Genomic DNA, 23,372 nt, shown 5'->3' with positions numbered 1-23,372 from the left:
GATGTTGGTGCCGGCTGCTTGCGCGACGCCATTCACCACCCAATGGCCATTGCCGCCGGTGTCCCAGAACGCGTACTGGGTCATCGTTTGCATGCCGACACCATCACAAACTATCAGGTGTGGGATTCGACGGCGGATGCGAGCAGCGGGCACTGGGTGGTCGGGGGAGTCGCCCAAGGCACCAATGCCGCCATCAATGTCACGGCAGCTCAACTTTCGAGCACAAGCTTTCAAAGCGGCTCGGGTTCGGACGATCTCTGGGTGAGGGCTTACGACGGCTTTGCCTGGGGGGCGTGGAAGGAATTTCACGTCACCGCGCCGGTTGACAGCGCTCCGTTGGTGACCGCGTCCGACTTCCACGCGACGGCTAACCAGAGCGTGGCCGCACTAACTCTGTTTTCAGTCGCGGATGCCGACGGCGACAGTATCGCACAATATCAACTCTGGGATTCGACGCCGTCGGCAAGCAGCGGCCACTGGAGCATTGGCGGGAATGCGCAGCCCACCGGCACCGCCATCAACGTCAGCGCGGCCCAAATTGCGAGCACGTCATTCCAGGGCGGTACCGTGCCTGACGACCTTTGGGTTCGCGCCAGCGATGGCATCAGCTGGAGTGCGTGGCACGAATTCCATTTCATCGTCTAGGGAGCGGCCCGCGTTGCGGAAACGCCGTGATCTGCGCCCAATCGGTCGACGACACGAGGCCCGATTGTCCTCCCAAAGCAAAAATGGCCCGCGAAATGCGGGCCATTTTGTCGGAACCGGTTGGTCCGGACTTGGTTGCGGGGATAGGATTTGAACCTATGACCTTCAGGTTATGAGCCTGACGAGCTACCGGGCTGCTCCACCCCGCGTTAAACCGTTGCGTGCCTTGCAGAAAGGGTGCCTGAGCCGGCCGGCCAACGCTTTTCAACGGCGCCGATCGATCCGTCCGGGAGCTTCCTGAGAAGGCGACCCGGGCCGAGGCCATCGGGTGCGGGGCGTATGTATCAACGTGAGCCCGGTTTGGAAAGCCCCGGATGCGGGTTTTTGAGGATTTTGTGACGCCGAAATCGCCGGCTTTGCCGGCAGGATTTACCGCCGGGGAACCGGGCCTTGCCAGACCGCGCGCAAAAGCGGAGCTTGGCGCGCAACAAAATCGTCAAGAAAACGTCATCCGAGGGGGAAATGCCATGGACCGGCCATTGAAGAGCCCGGGGCTGCATGCGCTTGAGGAGGCCTTTCATCGCCAGTTCGAGCTGTCGCGCAGCGAGCCGGCGCCGACATTGCAGGCACGGCTCGACCGGCTGCGCCGCCTGCGCGCCGCGCTGACCGAGAATGAGGCGCGATTCGAGGCGGCGATCTCGGCCGATTTCGGCCACCGCTGCACCGTCGAGACCGCGATCGCCGAGACCATGCTGGTGCTCGGCGAGATCAGGCACGCGGCCAAGCACCTCAAAGGCTGGATGGCGCCGCGGAAGGTCCCGACCACGGTCCAGTTCGCGCCGGCCAAGAACCGGCTGATGCCGCAGCCGCTCGGCGTGGTCGGCATCATCGCGCCGTGGAATTATCCGCTGCAGCTGACCCTGGCGCCCGCGGTCGCCGCGATCGCGGCCGGCAACCGCGCCATCATCAAGCCGAGCGAGCTGGTGCCGCGCTTTGCCGGGTTGCTGATGGAGACGATCGCAAAAAAATTCGATGTCACCGAGCTCGCGGTCACCGATATCGACGACGAAATCGCAAGGGCGTTTGCCGCGCTGCCGTTCGATCATCTGATTTTCACCGGTTCGACGCGGGTCGGCCAGCTGGTGGCCGAAGCCTGTGGCCGCAATTTGACGCCGGTGACGCTGGAGCTCGGCGGCAAGTCGCCCGTGATCGTCGACGGCTCCGCCGACATCGACGAAGCCGCGCAGCGCATCGCCTATGGCAAGCTGCTCAATGCCGGCCAAACCTGCATCGCGCCCGATTACGCGCTGGTGCCGCAGGCCTCGGTGCAACCCTTCGCGATGCGGCTACAGGGTCACATGCAGCACATGTTCGGTACCGATCCCGATAACGCCGATTACACGTCGATCGTCTCGGATCGGCACTATGCACGCCTCGAGGGGCTGGTCGCCGACGCCGCCGCGAAAGGCGCGACCATCATGCAGCCGGCAGCGCCGAACGACCGCGAGTGGAAGGCGAGGCGCAAATTTCCGCCGACCGTGATCGTTGACGCGACGCCGGACATGACGGTGATGCAGGAGGAGATCTTCGGGCCGCTGTTGCCGGTCATCGGCGTGCGCGATGCGGCGGAGGCGATCGCCTTCGTCAACAGCCGCGAACGCCCGCTGGCGCTATACTGGTTCGGCACCGACAGCGCCGCCCGCGATGCGGTGCTGGCGCGCACGGTGTCCGGCGGCGTCACCGTCAATGACTGCCTGTTCCACTTCGCGCAGGCCTATCAACCGATGGGCGGCGTCGGCGCCTCCGGCACGGGCGCCTATCACGGCGAGTGGGGATTCAAGACGCTGACCAAATTCAAGCCGGTGTTCTACCGCTCGCGCTTCAACCGGCTTGCCGATCTCTATCCGCCCTATGGCGCGAAGGTCGCGCGGCTGGAGAAGCTGATGCGGATGTTGTCGTAGGATTCACACCGTCATTGCGAGCGCAGCGAAGCAATCCATAGCGCCGCATAACGGATAGATGGATTGCTTCGCTGCGCTCGCAATGACGCAAAACGAAGACCAAGGGGGAAGATGCGTGACTGACACATTCGATTTCGTGGTGGTGGGCGCGGGCTCCGGCGGCTGCGCGGTGGCGGGGCGGCTGTCGGAGGATCCGGCGACGTCGGTGGCGCTTCTCGATGCCGGCGGCACCAATGACAATTGGGTCGTCACCACGCCGGGCGCCCTGGTGCTGATGGTCGCGGGCACCGTCAACAACTGGGCCTTCAACACCGTGCCGCAGAAAGGCCTCAACGGCCGCATCGGCTATCAGCCGCGCGGCAAGGGGCTCGGCGGCTCCTCGGCGATCAACGCCATGGTCTACATTCGCGGCCATCGCGCCGATTACGACCACTGGGCCGCGCTCGGCAATACCGGCTGGGCGTTCGCCGACGTGCTGCCCTATTTCAAGCGCTCGGAAGACAATTCCGATTTCGACGGCGAGTATCACGGCAAGGGCGGCCCGCTCGCCGTCAACAAGCTGCGCTCCGGCAATCCGATCCAGCAGACCTTCCTGCAGGCGGCGCAAGAGGCGCAATTCCGCATCCGCGAGGATTTCAATGCCGACGACCATGAGGGCCTCGGCATCTACCAGGTGACGCAACGCAACGGCGAGCGCTGGAGCGCGGCACGCGCTTATGTGCATCCGCATATCGGCAGGCGTCCCAACCTTCGCGTCGAGACCAATGCGCACGCGACGCGCATCCTGTTCGAGGGTAAGCGCGCGGTCGGCGTCGAATACCGGCAGGGCAAGGAGCTGAAGCAAATCCACGCGCGGCGCGAAGTCCTGCTTGCCGCCGGCGCGTTCCAGTCGCCGCAGCTGTTGATGCTGTCGGGCGTCGGCGATGCCGCAGCGCTCGGCAAGCACGGCCTCGCCAGCGTGCATCATCTGCCCGGCGTCGGCCAAAACCTGCAGGACCATCCCGATTTCATCTTCGGCTACATGTCCGACAATCCGAACTTCGCCGGCATCTCGCTGAAGGGCATGCCGCGGCTCGTCCGCGCCATCATGCAATATCGGCGCGAGCGCCGCGGCCCCCTCACCTCGAACTTCGCCGAATGCGGCGGCTTCCTGAAGACGCGGCCCGATCTCGACATCCCCGACATCCAGCTGCATTTCGGCATGGCGATGGTCGACGACCACGGCCGCAAGCGCCACGGCGGCACCGGCTTCTCCTGCCATGTCTGCCTGCTGCGGCCGAAGAGCCGCGGCAGCGTCGCGCTGGCCGGCAGCGACCCGATGCGGGCGCCGCTGATCGACCCCAACTTCCTCGGCGAGGAAGACGATCTCGAATCGATGGTGGCGGGCTACAAGACCACGCGGCGGCTGATGGAGGCGCCGGCGCTGCGCGCCCTGCAGCAGAAGGATGTGTTCACGTCCAACGTCCGCACCGACGACGATATCCGCAGCATTCTGCGCGAGCGCGTCGACACAGTCTATCACCCGGTCGGCACCTGCAAGATGGGCACCGGCGATCCGCTCGCGGTGGTCGATCCGAAGCTGCGCGTGCACGGGCTCGAAGGCCTGCGCGTAGTCGACGCCTCGATCATGCCGACCCTGATAGGCGGCAACACCAATGCACCGACCATCATGATCGGCGAGAAGGCGGCCGACATGATCAGGGCGGAGATGCGGGCGGGGTGACCAATGCGTAGGGTGGGCACGGCGCAAGAGCGCCTTTGCCCCCCTATGAGGCTGCCGTCGCAGGGCCGCATTGCCAAAATATCGAAAACAACCCCATGCAAAGGAGCCGGGGGGGGGCTGGGGCTGCCGGCTTCGACACGGCGACTTGACTCGTCGGGCAAATCAGCGGCATTCTTCTATTATCCAGAAACTGCGCCCGACTGCCTCGGGCCGTGCTCGTGACCTGATGCGTTGCAATCGTAGCCCGGATGAAGCGAAGCGTAATCCGGGACCTTCACGCATGCTCCCCGGATTTCGCTGCGCTTCATCCGGGCTACAAAGCTAGTTCAGCAAGAACCCGCCATCCACCGTCACCACCGTCCCGGTCATGTAGCGCGAGGCGTTCGAGGCCAGCAGCATGATCGCGCCGTCGAGATCGGACTCGGCACCGACCCGGCGCTGCGGGATGCGCTTGGCGAGCCGCTCGCCTGCCGGCGTCGACCAGAAATCATGGTTCATCTCGGTATCGATATAGCCCGGCGCCAGCGCGTTGACCCGGATGTTGTTGCCGGCGAGCTCCAGCGCCATCGCCTTGGTACCCTGGATCATGCCGGCCTTGGAGATCGCGTAGGGCGACACCGCCTTGAGCACGCCCTGCCCGAGCACGGACGCGACGTTGATGATATTGCCCGGCTGCTTGCGCGCCATCATGCGCCGCGCAAGGTCGGTCGCGAGGAAGTAGGCGCCCTTCAGATTAGCGCCAATCACGGCGTCCCAATCCGCCTCGGTCTGCTCGGTCGCGAGCTTCTCGATCGCGATGCCGGCATTGTTGATCAGGACCGTGACCGGACCGAGCGCGGCTTCCGCGGCGTCGAGCGCTTTCGCGATGCCGGAAATATCCGCGACGTCCATCTGCACCGCGGCAGCGCGGCCGCCCTTGGCCTTGATCTCCTCCGCGAGGCTTTTCAGCTTCGGGGTCTGGCGCGCGGCCAGCACCACCGCGGCGCCATGTGCCGCCAGCACGCGGGCGAATTGCCGCCCGAGCCCCTGCGAGGCGCCGGTGATGAGGATGATTTCTTTACTGACATCGAATAGGTCGGACATCGACAGGTTCCCGGATTGAAGCGGACGAGTGATAGCGACAATTGTCCCTGATGTAAGCAGGTTTGATCAACCAGGGGACAGTAGGAGATTGGGGCAGGAATTCCTCATCCATGAATCTCTTCGACCTTGCCGTCATCCTCGGGTCGGTGTTCGCAGTGGTGACCGGCTTCACGACCGGCCTGTTGCGCAGCGCGGTCACTATCCTGGCCTATCTCGTCGCCATGCCGCTTGCGGTCGCCGCGCTGGCGATGATCGGGCCCCACATCGCGACGCTGCCGTCGTCGCCGTTTCCGCCCAATGGCGTGCTGCTGTTCGGCCTCTTTCTCCTGATTGGCGTCATCCTCGGAAAGATGGCGCGGACGATGCTCGACGACACCATCGGCTCGGAGATCGGGATCGGCGACCGCCTCGGCGGCGCGCTGCTCGGCGCCATCAGGGTCGGCCTCGTCGTGACCACGCTGGTGCTGGTGTTCGATCAGTTGGTGCCGCTCGCCAGACAGCCGCAATTCCTCAACGGATCGCAATTGCGGCCGTTGTTCTCCGCGGCCGGACAGGCCGGATTCCGCTCGCTGCCGCCCGAGGCCACCATGGCGATCGAGCGGCTGCGGCGCGAGCAACGCATCTAGGGCGCCGGCCCACCGCACTGTTCCTGCCCGGCATGCACTTATGCATTGCACGTCCCTTATCGGCGCCGCCGAGCTTCGCTAGACTGGTGCAATCAAACCTTTACAAACCGACCGACATCACAGGGAGTGAACCGTGGATCTTGGAATCAAAGGCCGCCGTGCCATCGTCTGCGCATCGAGCAAGGGACTGGGCCGCGCCTGCGCGATCGCGCTCGCCAATGAGGGGGTGCACGTTACCCTGACGGCGCGCGGCGCCGAGGCGCTGAAGCAGACCGCCGACGAAATCCGCAAGGCGCACCCCGGCGTCACCGTCACCGAGATCGTCGGCGACATCACGACGGCGGCGGGACGCGAAGCCGTGCTCAAGGCCTGCCCCGAGCCCGACATCCTGATCAACAATGCCGGCGGCCCGCCGCCGGGCGATTTCCGCAACTGGACCCGCGACGACTGGATCAAGGCGATCGACGCCAACATGCTGACGCCGATCGAGCTGATCAAGGCGACCGTCGACGGCATGATGGCGCGCAAGTTCGGCCGCATCGTCAACATCACCTCGGCGGCGGTGAAGGCGCCGATCGAGATCCTCGGCCTGTCCAACGGCGCCCGCGCCGGCCTCACCGGCTTCGTCGCCGGCCTGTCGCGCAAGACCGTGATCAACAACGTCACCATCAACGGCCTGCTGCCGGGCCCGTTCGAGACCGACCGCCTGCGCGGCACCGCGAAGCCCGAGGCCGAGAAGCGCGGCATCTCGGCCGAGCAGGTCCTGGCCGAGCGCGCCAAGCTGAACCCCGCCGGCCGCTTCGGCGATCCCGACGAATTCGGCTATGCCTGCGCATTCCTGTGCGGCGCCAAGGCCGGCTTCATCACCGGGCAGAACCTGTTGCTCGACGGCGGTGCCTTCCCAGGTACGTTGTGAGAGCTGTTTGGTACGAACGGACCGGCGCGGCGCCGACGGTGCTTACCGTCGGCGAGATGCCGACGCCCGAGGCTGGTCCCGGTGAAGTCCGGGTTCGCCTCGAGGCGTCCGGCGTCAACCCGGCCGATGTCGGCCGCCGCAGCGGCAACTATCGCGCGATGGAATTCCCGCGCGTGATCCCGAACAGCGACGGCGCCGGAATCATCGACCAGGTCGGCGAAGGCGTCACGCGCTTTGCCGTCGGTGATCGCGTCTGGCTGTTCAACGGCCAGCGCAACGGCCGCGCCTTCGGCACCGCGGCCGAATACATCACGCTGGCCGACTATCTGGTGACGCCGCTGCCGCAGGACGTGTCGTTCGCGGCAGGTGCTACGCTCGGCATCCCCTGCATGACCGCGTGGTGCGCGCTGTTCGCCGACGGTCCGATCTCCGGGCAGACGGTGCTGGTTACCGGCGGCGCCGGCGCGGTCGGCCACTACGCCGTGCAATTGGCAAAATGGGGCGGCGCGCGCGTAATTGCGACCGTCAGTTCGCAGGTCAAGGACGTCGAGGCACGGCTCGCCGGCGCCGACACCGTCGTCAACTACCGGACCGAGGATGTCGTCTCCAAGGTGATGGCCTTCACCGAGAACCGCGGTGCCGACCGCGTGATCGACGTCGATTTCGGCGGCAATCTCGCGACCACGCTGAAGATCATGGCCATGAACTCGACGATCGCGGTCTACGCCACCAACGGCAACCGCACCCCCACGCTGCCGGTGCGCGAATTAATGGAGAAATGCATCACCGTGCGCTCGCTGGTGCTGTTCGCGCTGCCGCCGCCGCTGCTCGCGGCCGCGCAGGCCGACATCACCAAATGGCTGGCGTCGGGCACCCGCGTGCACAATATCGCCGGGCAATTCGCGCTCGCCGAGACCGCCGACGCCCATCTCGCCGTCGAGAAGGGCGACAAGATCGGCACCGTGATCGTCGACTGCGCGCGTTAGCACGGTTTCTCCTTCCTGCTCCCTCTCCCCGTTCTTACGGGGAGAGGGTTGGGGTGAGGGGCTGTCACCGCAAAGACGGTGAAGGCAAAGATTGCGGAGGCCCCCCTCACCCGGAATTCAAGCTACGCTTGAATTCCGACCTCTCCCCGCAAGCGGGGCGAGGTAAGCAAGGAGCCGCATCCTTAGTGGATCGGCGTGATGCGTTCGTCGCTCGGCCCCAGGCCAAACTCGTCGAGTCCTTCAGCCAGGAGATCGCCGAGCATCGGCTCGCCCAACAGATAGTTGGCGACATGGCCGGTGCGTCCGCGCGCCGCCTCGCGGCGCAGATCGGCCCATTCCTCGATCGTGCCGTCGCCGCGGCCGAGCCGCATCAGGGCGACGAGGTCGACCTGCTCGTCCTCGCTGAGCGCGTTGATGAAGCCGGTGATCTCGCGCGCCACCGGATCGGTGCCGTCATCCTCCAGCACATCGATCATGTCATCGTCGGCGCCGTTCGAGCCGGAGTCGGGATCGACGAGCCCCTCCTTGACGTCGAATTCCCGCGCCTTCTCGATCAAGAAGCCGACCTTTTCAGGGGAGATTGCGAGTTCCGGCATTGCACACTCCTTCGTCCAACGAGGCGGTAACGCAGGAGGCGCCGACTTGATCCATTGCGTCGGCGTGCGGAAACCCGCATGGTCCGGCAAGAGCAACAAAAAAATAGAGGACACGCCGCATGCACTGGACCGTAGGCAAGGTCAGGATCACGAAAGTCGTCGAGCTCGAGACGGTCGGCAGCACCCGCTTCATCCTGCCGCTGGCCGGCCGGGAAGAGATCCAGAGCCTGCCCTGGCTGATCCCGCATTTCGCCAACGAGGACGGCCGGCTGAAGATGTCGATCCATTCGCTGCTGGTGGAAACGCCGGAGCACCGCATCATCGTCGACACCGGGCTCGGCAACGACAAGCAGGGCCGCAACGTGCCGACCTGGAACAACCGCAGCGATCCGTTCCTGGAAAAACTGACCACAGCCGGATTTGCCCCAGACAGCATCGACACCGTGCTGTGCACGCATCTGCATGTCGACCATGTCGGCTGGAACACCAAGCTCGTCGGCGGCAAATGGGTCCCGACCTTCGCCAAGGCGCGCTACGTGTTCGGCAAGACCGAATACGAGCACTGGCGCGACCATAGCGACGATCCCGCGCATGCCGCCGTGTTCGCCGATTCCGTGAAGCCGATCGCGGATGCCGGCAAGGCCGAACTGGTGCCGAGCGATCACCGGCTGACCGAGGAGATCACGCTGATCCCGACGCCCGGACACAGCCCCGGCCATATGAGCATCCACATCAGGTCCGGCGGCGAGGAAGGCCTCTTGACCGGCGATGTCGCGCATCATCCCTGCCAGATGTACCACCTCGACTGGTCGTCTACCGCGGACTCCGACCAGCAGCAATCGGCCGCGACGCGGCGCGAATTGTTCGCGCGCTTTGCCGATACGTCGACGCTGGTGATCGGCGGGCATTTCAATGCCGGCCACATCAAGCGCGACGGCGACGCGTTCAGGTTTATCGCGCTGGGCTGATTGGACCGAAATGGCCTTGAAATAAGGCTTGGCAGCAATGCAGCGCGCTCAGGGCGGTTGAATTTCCCGGCGCGCTGTTCCATGAAGCGTGTCGAGGTATACCAGTAACAATCCTCAGGACATCGTAGGGAGTGATCAACATGAAGCTTGTTCGTTATGGCGAAAAGAGTGCGGAAAAGCCCGGTCTGATCGACAAATCCGGCCAGCTCCGCGACCTCTCGGCCCATCTGAAGGACCTGACCGGCGATGCCTACACGCCGGAATCGCTGAAGAAGCTTGCTGCCCTCGATCCCGCCTCCCTGCCCGCCGTCGCCGGCAAGCCCCGCTTCGGTGCCCCCGTCACCGGCATCTCCAAATTCGTCGCGATCGGCCTGAACTATTCCGACCACGCCAAGGAAACCGGCAACCCGATCCCGTCCGAGCCGATCTTCTTCCTGAAGGCCAACACCGCGCTGTCCGGTCCCAACGATCCGGTCGAGAAGCCGCGCGGTTCGACCAAGCTCGACTGGGAAGTCGAGATCGCCGCCATCATCGGCACCCGCGCCAAATATGTCTCGGAGGCCGACGCGCTGAACCACGTCGCCGGCTACTGCATCTGCAACGACGTCTCCGAGCGCAACTTCCAGATCGAGCGCCTCGGACAGTGGACCAAGGGCAAGTCGCACGACACGTTCGGCCCGGTCGGCCCGTGGCTCGCCACCAAGGATGAAATCGCCGACGTGCAGAAGCTGTCGATGTGGCTCGACGTCAACGGCCAGCGCCGCCAGACCGGCACGACCTCGACCATGATCTTCACGATGGCGAAGTGCATCTCCTACGTCTCGCAGTTCATGACGCTGCTGCCCGGCGACATCGTCACGACCGGCACCCCGCCCGGCGTCGGCACCGGCATGAAACCGCCGCAATATCTCAATGTCGGCGACGTCGTGACGCTCGGCATCGAAGGCCTCGGCGAGCAGCGCCAGGAAATCGTTGGGGCGTAGTTTTCGGGGATACAGCGCAATCTCTCCCCTCGTCGTCCCGGCTCCCGTGCGCAATTGCGCACTAGGCCGGGACGACATCGAGTATGTTGCGTCATCGAGAGTCATACATTCACTGTCTCTCAGGATGACGACTGTGTGTTCGTAAAGAGGTCATCTCCATGAAACTCACCTTCTCTCCCGCCTCCCCGTTCGCCCGCAAGGTGCGCATCGCGGCGATCGAGCTTGGCCTGATCGACAAGATCGAGCTGGTGCCGGCGACTGTCGCGCCCGGCACGGCCAACGACGAATATTCCAAGATCTCGCCGCTGAAGAAGCTGCCGGTGCTGATCCTCGACCATGGCGACGTGATTCTGGATTCCTACGTCATCGTCGAATATCTCAACGAGCTCGGCGGCGGCCGGCTGATCCCGGGCTACGGCCCGCGACGCTGGAAGCTGAAGACCGATCACTCCCTGCTCAACGGCATGCTCGATTCCATGCTGCTGTGCCGCTACGAGAAAATGGTGCGGCCGCAGGGCTCGCTGTGGCAGGCCTGGCACGACGATCACTGGAACAGGGCCTGGGCCGGCATGGCGCGGTTCGAGAACCGGCCGGATGTTCTCGATGGCTCGTCGTTCGACATCGCGCAGATCGGCCTCGTCTGCGTGCTCGGCTATGCCGATTTCCGCTTCGCCGATTGCGGCTGGCGCAAGGCCTATCCCAAGCTCGACGCCTTCTACCAGAAGATGCTGGAGCGGCCGTCGGTGAAGATCTCGGCGCCGCCGGCGGCGTGACCACGGCAACAGCGGGGAGCATGTGACGCGCGAATGCCTCCCCGCCTCTCACCTCCCGGCGCAGGTCTTGTGCATCGCCGGCCTGGCTCCGATCTCGACCTTGTGATGATGACGACGGCAGCCCGGTACGGCCAGCCGAAGGAAGGCCTTGCGGCGATGGATATCCTTGCCAACATCATCATTCCCGCCGTGCGCGACGCGCACTAGAAACTTTTTTCGCGTTTTCTTCGCGCGAACCGGACTCCACTTCGCTCGAAAACGCCAACGCCAAGGAAGCACCATGAGCCTGAAGTTTGCCGCCGGCGATCTCACCATTCATCGCATCGTCGAGCAGGAGACGACGTTCCTGCCCGCGCACGACATGCTGCCCGGACTGACGCCGGACGTGCTCGCCGAGAACCGCGGCTGGATGAGAACGGCGGGTGCGCTCGACGACAGCGACACGCTGATCCTGGCGTTCCAGTCCTACGTCGTGAAGACACCGCACCATACCATCCTGATCGACAGCTGCATCGGCAACGACAAGCCGCGGCCGGCGCGGCCGAAATGGAATATGAAGACCGACGACAACTATCTGCGCAGTCTGGCGTCAGCCGGCTTCTCCGTCGCTGACATCGACTATGTGATGTGCACGCATCTGCATGTCGATCACGTCGGCTGGAACACGCGGCTGGAGAACGGCCGCTGGGTGCCGACCTTTCCAAACGCGCGCTACGTGTTCGACAAGGCCGAGTTCGACTACTGGACCGAGAGCAACGCGAAGGCGGAAGTCCCGCCTTTCGTGGACAGCGTGCTGCCGGTGGTCGAGGCCAGGCGCGCCGAGATCGTCGGCCATGACTTTGCGATCGGCGACCATGCTCGCATCCTGCCGACGCCCGGCCACACGCCGGGCCACGTCGCCTTCGCCTTCGGCCGCGGCAAGGACGCTGCGGTCTTTTCGGGCGATCTGATGCACTCGCCGATCCAGACGCATTATCCGGAGCTGTCGGCGAAGTTCGATGTCGACCAGGCGCAAGCCGCGAAGACGCGGCGCGGCTTCCTGGAGCGTTATTGCGACACCGACACGCTGTGCTGCCCCGCGCATTTCCCCTCGCCGTCGATTGGCAAGATCAGGCGGAAGGGCAGCGGGTTTGTGTGCGAAACGGTGTGACGTGAGCCAAACTCGCGATAGTCGCACTCTGCCACCCTCCCCTGGAGGGGTCGAGACGAGCGTAGCTCGCTCTCTGGGTGGCTCACATCAGGCGCAGCGCAATGTGAGACGGGGTGGGGTGATCTCTCAACGCGGGCAGCGCCCGTTACGAGAGACCTTCACCCCACCTCTGTTCGCATTTCATGCGAACCGATCCTCCCCTCCAGGGGAGGATAAGAAGAGCGTGCACCTCAATCAAACAAGCTCGGCGTGTGGTTCACGATCGCGCCTTCGATCTGCAGCATCTTCAGCTTGGTGACGACGCCGCCATTGGCCGAGAAGCCGCCCGGCTTGTTGCCCGCCGCCAGCACGCGGTGGCAAGGCACCACGATCGGGCACGGGTTGCGGCCGAGCGCCTGGCCGACATCGCGTGACAGCTCGACCCCGCCGAGCTGCTTGGCGATATCGCCATAGGTTACGGTCTTGCCCGGCGGGATCTTCCGCGCGATGTCGTAGACGCCGCGGTTGAATTCCGGCACGCCGTCGAGATCGAGCACAATGTCGGCAAGGTCGTTCGGCTTGCCGGCGAGCAGCTCGATCATGCCGTCGATCGCGTGCTGCACCTCGGCCGGCGGCGCCGCCTCGGTGACCTCGCCGTTGCGCTGGAAGATCCGCTTGCGGGTCTTCTCCTCGGTGCCCATCGGCAGCTGCACCCCGGTAACGCCGTGCTCGCCCCAGACGACGCCACAGGCGCCGATCATGGTCTCGAAGATTGCAAAATGCTGGCCGGTCATGGCTCGCTCCAGATGTTCCCTTCAGCTCTCGCGTGAGCCTGCTGTTGATCCGGAATCTAGGCTTGGAGAATGTTGCTATCCACCCGAATTCCGTGGGAACTTCGGCCAAATCAACAACATCTCCTGCCTCTCCGCGAGCCCAAAATGCACAGCCTCCACGTCAACGGTTTCGACATGCCCTATCTCGATGTCGGAGAGGGCCCGCCGCTGGTCTGCGTGCACGGCTCGCTGTGCGACTTCCGGATCTGGTCGGCGGTGCTCGGCCCGCTGACGCGGCGGCACCGCGTGATCGCGGTCAGCCTGCGGCATTTCTTCCCGGCGCATTGGGACGGCATCGGCGACACCTATTCGATCGCGCAGCACGTCGACGATGTGATCGCCTTTATCGAAAAATTCGACACCAGACCGGTCGACCTGATGGGGCATTCCCGCGGCGGCCATATCTGCTTCCGCGCCGCACAGCGCCGGCCCGACCTGTTGCGCAAGCTGATCCTCGCCGAGCCGGGCGGCGAGCTCGACGAGACCCTCGATCCAGATTTCAAGCCGGGCCCCTCGCCGCTGGCAGCACGCTTCGCGGCATGCGCGGCGGAAATCGCCAAGGGCGAGATCGACGGCGGCTTGCAGATCTTCATGGACGCACTCGAAGGCCCCGGCGCGTGGAAGCGGATTCCGGCAACCTCCAAGCAGCTGCTGCGCGACAATGCGACCACGCTGATCGGCCAGACCCGCGACCAACGCCCGTCATTCTCGAAGGCGGACGCGGAAGCGATCAAGACGCCGACGCTGTTCATCGGCGGCGCCAACACCAAGGGCGTGCTGCCGAAGGTGCTGCACGCGCTCGCCGCCAATGTGAAGGGTTCGCGCACCGAGATGATCCCGGGCACTACCCATCCGATGTTCGAACAGGCCCCGCAGCGCTACTGCGAGATCGTGCTGGAGTTTCTCTCCGCGTAAGCGATGCACCCTCTCCCTTGTGGGAGAGGGTGGCGCGATGGCGCGCAGCGGCATCGTGCCGGGTGAGGGGTTCTCTCCGCGGAGGCAGACCCCTCACCCGCCACCGATGCGACGCATCGGTGGCGGCCTCTCCCACAAGGGGAGAGGCGAAGTAAGAAAGCTACTCTCTCACACCTTCCAGGCGCCGACCGGCTGGCGCACCGCGACGTTGAGCCGGTTCCAGACGTTGATCGCCGCGATACCCAGCACCAGGGACGCGAGCTGCTGCTCGTCGAAGTGCTTGGCCGCCTCGTCCCACACCGCGTCCGTCACCGGATCCTCGCGGTCGCTGAGCCGGGTCACCGCTTCGGTCAGCGCCAGCGCGGCGCGCTCGGCCTCGGTGAAATACGGCGCGTCGCGCCAGGCACCGACCGCGAACAGCCGCTCGTCGGTCTCGCCGGCACGCCGGGCGAGCTTTGGGTGCATATCGACGCAGACGCTGCAGCCATTGATCTGGCTGGCGCGCAGATGCACCAGTTCCAGCAGCCTTTCCGGCAGAGCTGGCTTGGTGCTCTCGCTCAGCGCCTGCAGCGCCTTCATGGCCTCGGGAACAACCATCACCGGGTGGTTCATGCGGGCTTTCATCATGTCATTCTCCTGAATTGCCTTTTGACGGCGCCGTGCCGATCTGTTGTCACATCGGCGCAGTTTCGTTCGTCATGGCCATGACGGAGCGGACAAAGGGAATGTGACCGATGGACGAGAAAAATTCTCTCACCGAGCAGTTCGAGGCCAACCGGCCGCGCCTGCGGGCGGTGGCCTATCGCATGCTGGGCTCGACCGCCGAAGTCGACGATGCCGTGCAGGAAACCTGGCTGCGGCTCGGCCGCACCGACACGACGGCGGTCGACAATCTCGGGGGCTGGCTGACCACGGTGATCGCGCGCATCTGTCTCGACATGCTGCGCTCGCGCAAATCGCGCCGCGAGGAGCCGATCGGCCCACATGTGCCGGAGCCGATCGCGGACAATCCGTCCGAGCGCGAGACCGAGATGGCCGATTCCGTCGGCGCCGCGCTGCTCGTGGTGCTGGAAACGCTGGCGCCGGCCGAGCGGCTGGCTTTCGTGCTGCACGATATGTTCGCGGTGCCGTTCGAGGAGATCGCGCCGATCGTCGGCCGCACGCCGGCCGCCGCGCGGCAGCTCGCCAGCCGTGCCAGGCGTCGCGTGCAGGGCACGCCGCCCGCACCGGATGCCGATCTCAGCCGGCAGCGCGGCATCGTCGAGGCCTTTCTTGCGGCGTCCCGCAACGGCGATTTCGAAGGACTGCTGGCCGTGCTGGCGCCCGACGTCGTGGTGCGCGCCGATCAGGCTGCGCAGCGGCTCGGCTCGCTACCCGTCATCCGCGGCGCCGCAGCGGTTGCCGAAAGCTTTAGGGGACGCGCGCAGGCGGCGAGGCCCGCGCTGGTCGACGGCGGGATCGGCGTTGCCGTCATCTTCGGCGGCGCGCTCCGCGTCGTGCTGCAGGTCACGATCTCAGGCGACCGGATCGCGGCGATCGATGCGACCGCCGACGTCTCGGAGATCGAGACCTTCGATGTCGAGGTGCTTGAGCGCAGCTGACACAGCTGGAGGCAGCAAAGTCGCAATGCTAGTGTCTCTCTGCATCTGCGCAGGGAGGACAATCATGAAACTATCCATCAAATTGCTCGCGTCGGCCGGCCTGCTCGCCCTTACCTCCTCCTCCGCCTTTGCCGCCGCAGACGAGAAGCTGCGTGCGGCCGCCGAGCAGGCCCAGCCGGCCGTGATCGAGAGCCTGCACGACATGGTGCTGATCGAGTCGGGCTCCGGCGATGTCGAAGGCCTGAAGAAGATGGCCGACTACACCGAGGCACGGCTGAAGGCGCTCGGCGCCAAGACCGAGCGGCGCAAGACCACGAAGGGCGCCGGCGCCGACATGGTGATCGGCAGCTTTGAGGGCAGCGGCACGAAGAAGCTGATGCTGATCGCGCATATGGATACGGTGTATGAGCACGGCATCCTCGACACCCAGCCCTATAAGGTCGACGGCAACAGGATCTACGGACCCGGCATTGCCGACGACAAGGGCGGCATCGCCGTCATCCTGCATGCGCTGAAGATCCTGAACGACGCGGGCTGGCGCGACTACGCCAAGCTCACGGTGTCGTTCAATCCGGATGAGGAGGTCGGCTCGATCGGCTCCGGCGAGATCATCGCCGAGCTCGCCGACCAGCACGACGTGGTGCTGTCCTGCGAGCCGACGGTGGCGCCGCCGGTGGCCAAGAACGAGAGCCTGCTGCTCGGCGCCAGCGGCACCGCCACCGGCACGATCGATGTGAAAGGCAAGGCCTCGCATGCCGGCGCGGCGCCGCAGCTCGGCCGCAACGCGCTGATCGAGCTCGCGCATCAATTGCTGCAGACCCAGGACATCGCGAAATCGATTCCGGGCACGCAGCTGAACTGGACCACCGCGAAGGCCGGCACTGTGCGCAACCAGATCCCCGATCATGCCACCGCCGGCGCCGACATCCGCCTCACCATTCCCGACGGCGTGCAAAAGCTGCAGGCCGCGCTCGACGAGAAGGTGAAGAACAGACTGATCGCGGACACCGAGGTGACCGTGAAGGTCGTCGCGGGCCGTCCGCCGTTCGTCGCCGATGATCGCGGCCGCGCGCTCGCCAGGCAGGGACAGGCGATCTACACCGAGCTCGGGCGCACGCTCGACATCGCGGAAATGACCGGCGGCGCGACCGACGCCGGCTACGCCGCACGCAGCGGCAAGGCGGTCGTGGTCGAAAGCTTCGGCCTCGCCGGCTGGGGCTATCACGCCCGCGACGAATACATCGACACCAACTCGATCGTGCCGCGGCTCTATCTGATGACGCGGACGCTGATGGAGCTGGGCAAGGCGAAGTAGCGTTTCCGAAAAACTCGTCATGCCCGGGCTTGTCCCGGGCATCCGCGGCTCTGGTCCCGGCATCCAAGCCCGGCCATCACGACGTTGGGACGGCTGTCGCAGCGCGGCCCGGTCAAAAACCGGCCCATTCTCAATCGCTTAGCGTGGTCGCAAACCGGAGCCTTGACCGCTCCCCCAACCCGCAGTAACTTCATTTTCGAACACGGAATTCCGTATTCCAAACTGGACAGTCGGTATGATCCCGTTGGACCCGCTTCCAAACCTCATCGACCAGGTTTACGGGCGATTGCTCGAAGCGATCATCGACCGCACGCTGCTGCCTGGCCAGCGCATCACCCAGAACGAACTTGCCGATCGGCTCGGCGTCTCGCGCCAGCCGATTTCGCACGCCCTGCATCTGTTGCATCGCCAGGGCCTTGTCGCGGAGAGCGGCAAACGCGGCTTCGAGGTGACGCAGCTCGATCCGCAGCGCATCCGCGAACTCTATGAAGTCCGCGGCGCCATCGATGCGCTGGCGGCACGGCTTGCCGCTACGCGTGTCAAGGAAGATGCCGCGGCACGCGCGCAACTCGAAGCCGCGCTCGAAGCCGGACGCGCGATCGACGACGGCACGCCGCTGGCGCGCCTGATCGCACTCGACGTCGATTTCCACAGCGCGATCTATCGCCTCGCCGGAAATTCCGCGATCGAGGAGATGATCGCGCCGCAATGGCCGCATATGCGCCGCTCGATGGCGACCGTGCTCGCCGAGCTCGATTACCGCGGCAGCGCCTGGACCGAGCACGAGACCATCGCCGCGCATGTTTTTTCCGGCAATGCCGCAGCGGCAGAAGCCGCGGCGCTGGCGCATGCGCAGACGGCAGGACGGATGACCGAGGAGAAGCTGAGGGCAATCGACGTGGCGGCGTGACGTTCCCGCCGTCGTTCCGGGGCGGTGCGGAGCACCGAACCACAGATGCGCAATTGCGCATCGGGGAACCTCGAGATTCCGGGTTCGATGCTCACGCATCGCCCCGGATGACAATAACAACAGGAGGAAAGCACCATGAAACTGACCCAAGAGCAGGTCGAATTTTTCCATCGCGAAGGCTGGCTGTTCCTGCCCGAGCTGTTCAGCCAGGAAGAGGTCGACTTCCTCGCGCGCGAAGCAGTCTCGATCTATGACGCCAACCGCCCCGAGGTGTGGCGCGAGAAGAGCGGCGCGCCGCGCACGGCCTTCGCCGCGCATCTCTACAATGAGGCGTTCGGCACCCTCGGCGCGCATCCGCGCATGATCGACCCCATCGAGCAGCTGTTCGGCGAGAAGGTCTACATGCATCAGTTCAAGATCAACGCGAAGGCGGCCTTCACCGGCGACGTCTGGCAGTGGCACCAGGACTATGGCACCTGGAAGCGCGATGACGGCATGCCGGAGCCGCGCGCGATGAACATCGCGATCTTCCTCGACGAGGTGATGCCGATCAACGGCCCCTTGATGCTGGTGCCGCAGAGCCAGACCGCGGGCGATCTGAAAGCCTCGCACGATCTCGAAACCACATCCTATCCGCTGTGGACGCTGGACGAGGAAACCGTGACCCGCCTCGTGAAGCAGGGCGGCATCGTCGCGCCGACCGGCAAGCCCGGCGGCATGCTGATGTTCCACGGCAATCTGGTGCACGGATCGAGCGGCAACATCACGCCCTACCCGCGCAAGATCGTCTACCTGACGCTGAACGCGGTCTCGAATTACATCCGCACCCCGACGCGGCCCGACTACATCGCGCACCGCGACTTCACGCCGATCCAGACCGTCGCCGACGACGCGCTGCTGCGGCTCGCTCGTGCACCGCGGCAGGCGGCGGAGTAAAGTCTTCGACCGTCATTCCGGGGCGGTGCGTTAGCGTCGAACCGCAGATGCGCAGTTGCGCATCGGGGAATCTCGAGGTTCCGGGTTCGCGTTTCACGCGCCCCGGAACGACCCTTTTGTTTGGAAAGCATCATGAACCTGCATCACCTCCTCAAAACCCGCGCCGCCGCCGGCAAGCCGGTGCGCGTCGTCCTGATCGGCGCCGGAAAATTCGGCTCGATGTTCCTGTCGCAGGTGCCGCACACGCCGGGGCTTGAGGTGCCCGTGATCGTCGATCTCGACCGTGACCGGGCCCGCGAGGCGTGCCGCACGGTCGGCTGGGACGACGCGCGGATCAGCGCCACCACCTTCACCGACGACGGCGCGCGTGCGATCGCCGGCGGCGCATTCGATGTCGTGGTGGAAGCGACCGGCAATCCCGCCGTCGGCATCCGCCATGCCCGCGCGGCGATTGCCGCCGGCAAACATGTCGTGATGGTCAATGTCGAGGCCGATGTGCTGGCGGGGCCGCTGCTCGCCGAGGAGGCACGCAAGGCCGGCGTGGTCTATTCGCTGGCCTATGGCGACCAGCCGGCGCTGACGGCCGAGCTGGTCGACTGGGCCCGAGCGACCGGCTTCCGCGTCGTCGCCGCCGGCAAGGGCACGAAATACTTGCCGGCCTATCACGACGTCACGCCGGACGGTGTGTGGCAGCATTACGGGCTCACCGCCGGCGAGGCGCAATCCGCCGGCATGAATCCGCAGATGTTCAACTCCTTCCTCGACGGCACCAAATCCGCGATCGAGATGGCGGCGATCGCCAACGCCTGCACCCTCGAGGTGCCGTCGGAGGGATTGCTGTTTCCGCCCTGCGGCGTCGACGACCTGCCGCATGTGATGCGGCCGCGCGACAAGGGCGGCGTGCTGGAGAAATCCGGCATCGTCGAAGTGGTGTCGTCGCTGGAGCGCGACGGCCGTCCGGTGTTCCGCGATCTGCGCTGGGGCGTCTATGTGGTGCTGGAGGCGCCCAACGATTATGCCGCCGATTGCTTCAAGCAGTACGGCCTCAAGACCGACGCCTCCGGCCGCTATGCGGCGATGTACAAGCCGTATCATCTGATCGGACTCGAGCTGAACATCTCCGTGCTGTCGGCAGCGCTGCGCAACGAGCCGACCGGGCAACCGCGCGGCTTCCGCGGCGACGTCGCAGCGGTGGCCAAGCGCAATCTGCGCGCCGGCGAGACGCTCGACGGCGAAGGCGGCTACACCGTGTGGGGCAAGCTGATGCCGGCCGCCGCCAGCCTCGCCGCCGGCGCATTGCCGATCGGGCTTGCGCATCGGGTGAAGCTGAAGAGCGACGTCGCCCATGGCGCTGTCGTGCGCTGGAGCGATGTCGAGGTCGACGAGAGCAACGATACGATCAAGACGCGCAAGGCGATGGAGCAGGCGTTTTCGCGCTGACGCTCGAACGACGGGACGTCCATCACCTCTCCCCGCCCTTTGCGGGGAGAGGTCGGGTCGCCCCGGCGATGCGAAGCATCGTCCGGTGTGATCCGGGTGAGGGGCGAGGCATGATGCTCAACAAGCGACGAAGTGCTCGCCGGATGGAGGCCCCTCACCCCAACCCTCTCCCCGTAAGAACGGGGAGAGGGAGAAGACAGAGCGGGGCTGAATACTACGGCAGCAGCCGGCTCGCCTTCGCCAGCCTGAACCACTTCCGGAACATCGCTTCCGTATCCATCATCTCGGTGAAGCCGGCCTGGTTGATCTTCACCGTCGAGACGATCGACGGCGGACCAGCTTCAGTCTGTCCGTAGCGCATGCTGTAATCGGCATATTGGAAGGACAGGCCGACGAATTCCTCCAGGCCGGGCGCGATCAGGTCGTGCGTCCTGCGCAATTCGTCCCACGGCGCGATCCATTTCGGATATTCCTGCGCCAGCGACAGCGGCACGTGCCGGCCCGGCGTCATCTCGAGCGCATCCGATACCGCCGGCCAGATATTTTCCCAGGTGAAGACGTCGCCATTGGTGACGTTGAACGCTTCATTGCGCGCAGCCTCGGCGTCGCCCGACCAGGCGATCGCGCGTGCCAGCAGATCGACATCGACCGCTTGCGCGACGCGCGGCGCGCCGCCCGGATAATCCAGCGGCCTGCCCTGCGCCCGCAGCACCGCCGCGTAGACGCCGAGGGGCGGGATCAGATCCATCGCGCCGCCCATGGCTTCGCCGATGATCAGGACCGGGCGCAAGATGCTCCAGTGCCAGCTCTTGCCCCGCTGCAGCTCGCGCAGGAAATTCTCCTGCGCCCAATAGAAATTCGGCTGCTCGTACATCTCCGAACGGCCCTCGCGTGCCGGCACCGTGAGCGGCCGGACATGCACACCATAGGCCTTGGTGCCCTGCAGCAGCGCGACATGCTTGAGATCGGGCGCGACGGGTTCGAGCACGCCCATCAAATTGCGCAGCATCCGGTCGTTGGTTTCGATCTGGCCGGCATCGCGCCAGCCATCAACCAGGCTGGGCGCCTCATAGAGCGCGGCGTAGATCAGGTGCGTTGCGCCGGCGAGCTCGGCCGCGGCGCGACGGCAATCCTCCGCGCTGGTGAGATCGATTCGCACATGCCGTGCGCCGTAGAGATCGCGTGGCTTGCGGCGCGACAGCGCAATGCGCTCGCAATCGCGGGATGCGCCGAAGTGTCGCAAGGCGGCGTTACCCACGAGGCCGGTCGCGCCGGCAACCACGACTTTCTTGTTGGCCATGTCCTTGAACTCCCATCAACCCACCCGCCCTGCGTAGCAGATCGCGGCAGGGCCGGCAGCCATCGCGGCGGGTATCGGATGAGACCGACAGCGCCGATTGTCCTTCGCACCTGCAAGGAAGGCAGGCGCTTGATTTCCTCCGGCAAACGATCATCCTGACCGGTGGAACCGGAAACTCGGATTTCCACGACAAGAGCCCGTCGAGGGCCACCGGACACATTCATCACAGAACGTCGATCGATCGGCGAAGAAAGACGGCACCAAGATCGTTCCCCTTGTCGAGGTATCGGCACACAGGAGGGATACGCATGAAACGTCGTGAATTCTTGAAGGCAGGCGGCGTCGGGCTGGCTGCGACGGCGGTCGCCGCGCCCGCGGTCGCGCAATCGATGCCGGAGGTCAGGTGGCGGCTCGCGGCGAGCTGGCCGAAGGCGCTCGATACGCTCTATGGCGGGTGTGAATTCTTCTGCAAGCGCGTCGCCGAGATCACCGACAACCGCTTCCAGATCCAGCCGTTCGCCGCCGGCGAGATCGTCCCCGGCCTGCAGGTGCTGGACGCCGTCTCCAACGGCACGGTCGAGATGGGCAACACCGCGCTGTATTACTACTGGGGCAAGAATCCCGCCTTCACCTTCGGCACGTCGCTGCCGTTCGGCCTCAACACGCGCCAGCACATTTCCTGGCTGCAATGGGGCGGCGGCACCGACCTGCTCAACAATCTGCTCGCTGAATTCAACTGCATCGGCATTCCGACCGGCTCGACCGGCGCCCAGATGGGCGGCTGGTTCAGGAAGGAGATCAAGTCGATGGCGGATTTCCAGGGCTTGAAATTCCGGGTCGGCGGCTTCGCCGGCACCATCATCGCCAAGGTCGGCGGGGTGCCGCAGCAGATCGCCGGCGGCGACATCTATCCGGCGCTGGAAAAAGGCACCATCGACGCCGCCGAATGGGTCGGGCCGTATGACGACGAGAAGCTCGGCTTCGTCAAGGTCGCGAAGTTCTACTACTACCCCGGCTGGTGGGAAGGCACCGGCCAGGGCCACAATGTGATGAACAAGGACAAGTGGAACGCGCTGCCGAAGCACTATCAGGCAGCGATCCAGGCGGCTTCCGAGGACACCTTCACCTGGGTGACCGGCAAATATGACGCGGTCAACCCGCCGGCGCTGAAGCGCCTGATCGTGGCCGGCGCGCAGTTGCGGCCATTCCCGCAGGAGGTGCTGGAAGCCTGCTACAACGCGGCCAACGAGATCTACGCGGATCTTTCCAAGAGCAATCCGCATTTCGGCAAGATGCATGCGAGCCTCGCCGCTTATCGCAACGAATCGCTGGCCTGGATGCAGGTCGCCGAGCTCTCGTTCGACAGCTTCATGATGCGGATGCGCACGCGCACCTGAACCGGACGCGTCCCGAGACAATAAAAAAGCCCCGGAGAAATTTCTCCGGGGCTCATCTTTGATTCGGCTGACGGCTCAGGGCGTGATCCGGAAAAGTGCGAAGCGGTTTTCCGGCGAGATCATGCGACGCATTAATTGTCGTCGCTGCCGCCGAACTCTTCCATCAGCTTGTCGTAGCTCTTGGTCACGAGATCGATGTTGCCCTTGTTCTCGACCGCAGGCGGCGGCGACTTCAGGGCGTCGTTGAGGTCGGCGAGCGCGTCCTTCTTGTCCTTGGCCGACATCTTCTTGTCGGCCTGGACCTGGGCGATCTGCGCCTTCAGCACGGCCTCGGGA

Annotated in this window: 23 protein-coding genes and 1 tRNA gene (1 of these 24 running past the window's edge); 17 read left to right on the top strand and 7 right to left on the bottom strand. The window is 65.1% G+C overall.

Going from position 1 to position 23,372, the window contains the following annotated elements; all coding sequences use genetic code 11:
• On the top strand, window positions 1-645 hold a 645-nt coding region (locus tag Q2M23_RS15725; protein WP_316396067.1), incomplete at its 5' end, for a hypothetical protein.
• 132 nt (window positions 646-777) lie between these two features.
• Here the strand turns inward: Q2M23_RS15725 and Q2M23_RS15720 are convergent.
• Window positions 778-854, bottom strand: a tRNA-Met gene (locus Q2M23_RS15720).
• A gap of 318 nt (window positions 855-1,172) precedes the next feature.
• Between Q2M23_RS15720 and Q2M23_RS15715 the strand changes: the two genes are divergently transcribed.
• Both Q2M23_RS15715 and Q2M23_RS15710 read left to right on the top strand, forming a co-directional pair.
• The gene (locus Q2M23_RS15715) at window positions 1,173-2,606 is read left to right on the top strand and encodes a coniferyl aldehyde dehydrogenase (protein WP_316396066.1); all 1,434 of its coding nucleotides are present in this window, start codon (window positions 1,173-1,175) and stop codon (window positions 2,604-2,606) included.
• Between the two features lie 115 nt (window positions 2,607-2,721).
• A complete protein-coding gene (locus Q2M23_RS15710; RefSeq protein WP_316396065.1) occupies window positions 2,722-4,329 on the top strand; it encodes a choline dehydrogenase in 1,608 nt (535 codons plus the stop codon).
• Between the two features lie 321 nt (window positions 4,330-4,650).
• Here Q2M23_RS15710 and Q2M23_RS15705 read toward each other — a convergent pair whose 3' ends face one another.
• Window positions 4,651-5,412 carry an SDR family NAD(P)-dependent oxidoreductase gene (locus Q2M23_RS15705; protein ID WP_316396064.1) on the bottom strand — a complete coding sequence of 254 codons (762 nt, stop codon included), beginning with the start codon at window positions 5,410-5,412 and terminating at the stop codon, window positions 4,651-4,653.
• A 110-nt stretch (window positions 5,413-5,522) separates the two neighbouring features.
• Here Q2M23_RS15705 and Q2M23_RS15700 point away from each other — a divergent pair, with 110 nt between their 5' ends.
• The 3 genes from Q2M23_RS15700 to Q2M23_RS15690 all read left to right on the top strand — a co-directional run bounded on the left by Q2M23_RS15700 (window position 5,523) and on the right by Q2M23_RS15690 (window position 7,940).
• Complete coding sequence (locus Q2M23_RS15700) at window positions 5,523-6,038, top strand: CvpA family protein (RefSeq protein WP_057017839.1); 516 nt, start codon at window positions 5,523-5,525, stop codon at window positions 6,036-6,038.
• Window positions 6,039-6,171: 133 nt separating this feature from the next.
• On the top strand, window positions 6,172-6,954 hold the full coding sequence (locus tag Q2M23_RS15695) for an SDR family oxidoreductase (protein ID WP_057017840.1): 783 nt from the start codon (window positions 6,172-6,174) through the stop codon (window positions 6,952-6,954).
• Window positions 6,951-7,940, top strand: a complete 990-nt coding sequence (locus tag Q2M23_RS15690; protein WP_316396063.1) for an NADPH:quinone reductase — start codon at window positions 6,951-6,953, stop codon at window positions 7,938-7,940. The genes Q2M23_RS15695 and Q2M23_RS15690 overlap by 4 nt, the downstream gene beginning before the upstream one ends.
• Window positions 7,941-8,122: 182 nt before the next feature.
• Here the strand turns inward: Q2M23_RS15690 and Q2M23_RS15685 are convergent, their stop codons facing one another.
• Window positions 8,123-8,536 carry a DUF3775 domain-containing protein gene (locus Q2M23_RS15685; protein ID WP_057017842.1) on the bottom strand — a complete coding sequence of 138 codons (414 nt, stop codon included), beginning with the start codon at window positions 8,534-8,536 and terminating at the stop codon, window positions 8,123-8,125.
• 119 nt (window positions 8,537-8,655) lie between these two features.
• Between Q2M23_RS15685 and Q2M23_RS15680 the strand changes: the two genes are divergently transcribed.
• From Q2M23_RS15680 to Q2M23_RS15665, 4 genes are all read left to right on the top strand, one after another.
• Window positions 8,656-9,504 carry an MBL fold metallo-hydrolase gene (locus tag Q2M23_RS15680; RefSeq protein ID WP_253625377.1) on the top strand — a complete coding sequence of 283 codons (849 nt, stop codon included), beginning with the start codon at window positions 8,656-8,658 and terminating at the stop codon, window positions 9,502-9,504.
• Window positions 9,505-9,644: 140 nt separating this feature from the next.
• A complete protein-coding gene (locus Q2M23_RS15675; RefSeq protein ID WP_316396062.1) occupies window positions 9,645-10,487 on the top strand; it encodes a fumarylacetoacetate hydrolase family protein in 843 nt (280 codons plus the stop codon).
• Between the two features lie 158 nt (window positions 10,488-10,645).
• Window positions 10,646-11,260, top strand: a complete 615-nt coding sequence (locus Q2M23_RS15670; RefSeq protein ID WP_028333557.1) for a glutathione S-transferase family protein — start codon at window positions 10,646-10,648, stop codon at window positions 11,258-11,260.
• A 280-nt stretch (window positions 11,261-11,540) separates the two neighbouring features.
• A complete protein-coding gene (locus tag Q2M23_RS15665) occupies window positions 11,541-12,410 on the top strand; it encodes an MBL fold metallo-hydrolase (protein ID WP_316396061.1) in 870 nt (289 codons plus the stop codon).
• A 230-nt stretch (window positions 12,411-12,640) separates the two neighbouring features.
• On the opposite strand, the gene Q2M23_RS15660 is transcribed toward Q2M23_RS15665, so the two are convergent.
• Entirely contained in the window at window positions 12,641-13,183 is a 543-nt protein-coding gene (locus tag Q2M23_RS15660) for a methylated-DNA--[protein]-cysteine S-methyltransferase (protein ID WP_057017846.1), read from the bottom strand.
• 144 nt (window positions 13,184-13,327) lie between these two features.
• On the opposite strand from Q2M23_RS15660, the gene Q2M23_RS15655 reads away from it, so the two are divergent.
• Window positions 13,328-14,137: an alpha/beta hydrolase gene (locus Q2M23_RS15655; RefSeq protein ID WP_316396060.1), complete on the top strand. Its 810-nt coding sequence runs from the start codon at window positions 13,328-13,330 to the stop codon at window positions 14,135-14,137.
• A gap of 168 nt (window positions 14,138-14,305) precedes the next feature.
• Here Q2M23_RS15655 and Q2M23_RS15650 read toward each other — a convergent pair whose 3' ends face one another.
• Window positions 14,306-14,761, bottom strand: coding sequence for a carboxymuconolactone decarboxylase family protein (locus tag Q2M23_RS15650; protein WP_229189202.1), 456 nt, complete (start codon window positions 14,759-14,761; stop codon window positions 14,306-14,308).
• Window positions 14,762-14,871: 110 nt separating this feature from the next.
• Here Q2M23_RS15650 and Q2M23_RS15645 point away from each other — a divergent pair, with 110 nt between their 5' ends.
• From Q2M23_RS15645 to Q2M23_RS15625, 5 genes are all read left to right on the top strand, one after another.
• The gene (locus Q2M23_RS15645) at window positions 14,872-15,738 is read left to right on the top strand and encodes a sigma-70 family RNA polymerase sigma factor (RefSeq protein WP_316396059.1); all 867 of its coding nucleotides are present in this window, start codon (window positions 14,872-14,874) and stop codon (window positions 15,736-15,738) included.
• A gap of 64 nt (window positions 15,739-15,802) precedes the next feature.
• The gene (locus tag Q2M23_RS15640) at window positions 15,803-17,053 is read left to right on the top strand and encodes a M20/M25/M40 family metallo-hydrolase (RefSeq protein ID WP_316396058.1); all 1,251 of its coding nucleotides are present in this window, start codon (window positions 15,803-15,805) and stop codon (window positions 17,051-17,053) included.
• A gap of 235 nt (window positions 17,054-17,288) precedes the next feature.
• Window positions 17,289-17,963 (top strand): GntR family transcriptional regulator, encoded by a 675-nt coding sequence (locus Q2M23_RS15635; RefSeq protein ID WP_057017850.1) that lies wholly within the window; start codon window positions 17,289-17,291, stop codon window positions 17,961-17,963.
• A gap of 135 nt (window positions 17,964-18,098) precedes the next feature.
• Window positions 18,099-18,899, top strand: a complete 801-nt coding sequence (locus tag Q2M23_RS15630) for a phytanoyl-CoA dioxygenase family protein (protein WP_050425629.1) — start codon at window positions 18,099-18,101, stop codon at window positions 18,897-18,899.
• A gap of 132 nt (window positions 18,900-19,031) precedes the next feature.
• Window positions 19,032-20,339, top strand: a complete 1,308-nt coding sequence (locus Q2M23_RS15625; RefSeq protein ID WP_316396057.1) for an NAD(P)H-dependent oxidoreductase — start codon at window positions 19,032-19,034, stop codon at window positions 20,337-20,339.
• Between the two features lie 214 nt (window positions 20,340-20,553).
• Here Q2M23_RS15625 and Q2M23_RS15620 read toward each other — a convergent pair whose 3' ends face one another.
• On the bottom strand, window positions 20,554-21,639 hold the full coding sequence (locus tag Q2M23_RS15620) for an NAD-dependent epimerase/dehydratase family protein (protein WP_316396056.1): 1,086 nt from the start codon (window positions 21,637-21,639) through the stop codon (window positions 20,554-20,556).
• 308 nt (window positions 21,640-21,947) lie between these two features.
• Between Q2M23_RS15620 and Q2M23_RS15615 the strand changes: the two genes are divergently transcribed.
• Window positions 21,948-23,036: a TRAP transporter substrate-binding protein gene (locus tag Q2M23_RS15615; RefSeq protein ID WP_057017852.1), complete on the top strand. Its 1,089-nt coding sequence runs from the start codon at window positions 21,948-21,950 to the stop codon at window positions 23,034-23,036.
• A gap of 131 nt (window positions 23,037-23,167) precedes the next feature.
• On the opposite strand, the gene Q2M23_RS15610 is transcribed toward Q2M23_RS15615, so the two are convergent.
• A protein-coding gene (locus Q2M23_RS15610; RefSeq protein WP_076827472.1) for a hypothetical protein crosses the window boundary here: on the bottom strand, window positions 23,168-23,372 show its 3' end. The gene runs 431 nt beyond the window's last position; 205 of the gene's 636 nt are visible here — the last part of the coding sequence; its start codon lies off the right edge, out of view; the stop codon is at window positions 23,168-23,170.

The sequence above is a fragment of the Bradyrhizobium sp. 33ap4 genome (assembly GCF_032654765.1).
GTDB classification, from domain to species: Bacteria; Pseudomonadota; Alphaproteobacteria; order Rhizobiales; family Xanthobacteraceae; genus Bradyrhizobium; species Bradyrhizobium australafricanum.
This window is presented reverse-complemented; position numbering and strand designations above follow the sequence as displayed.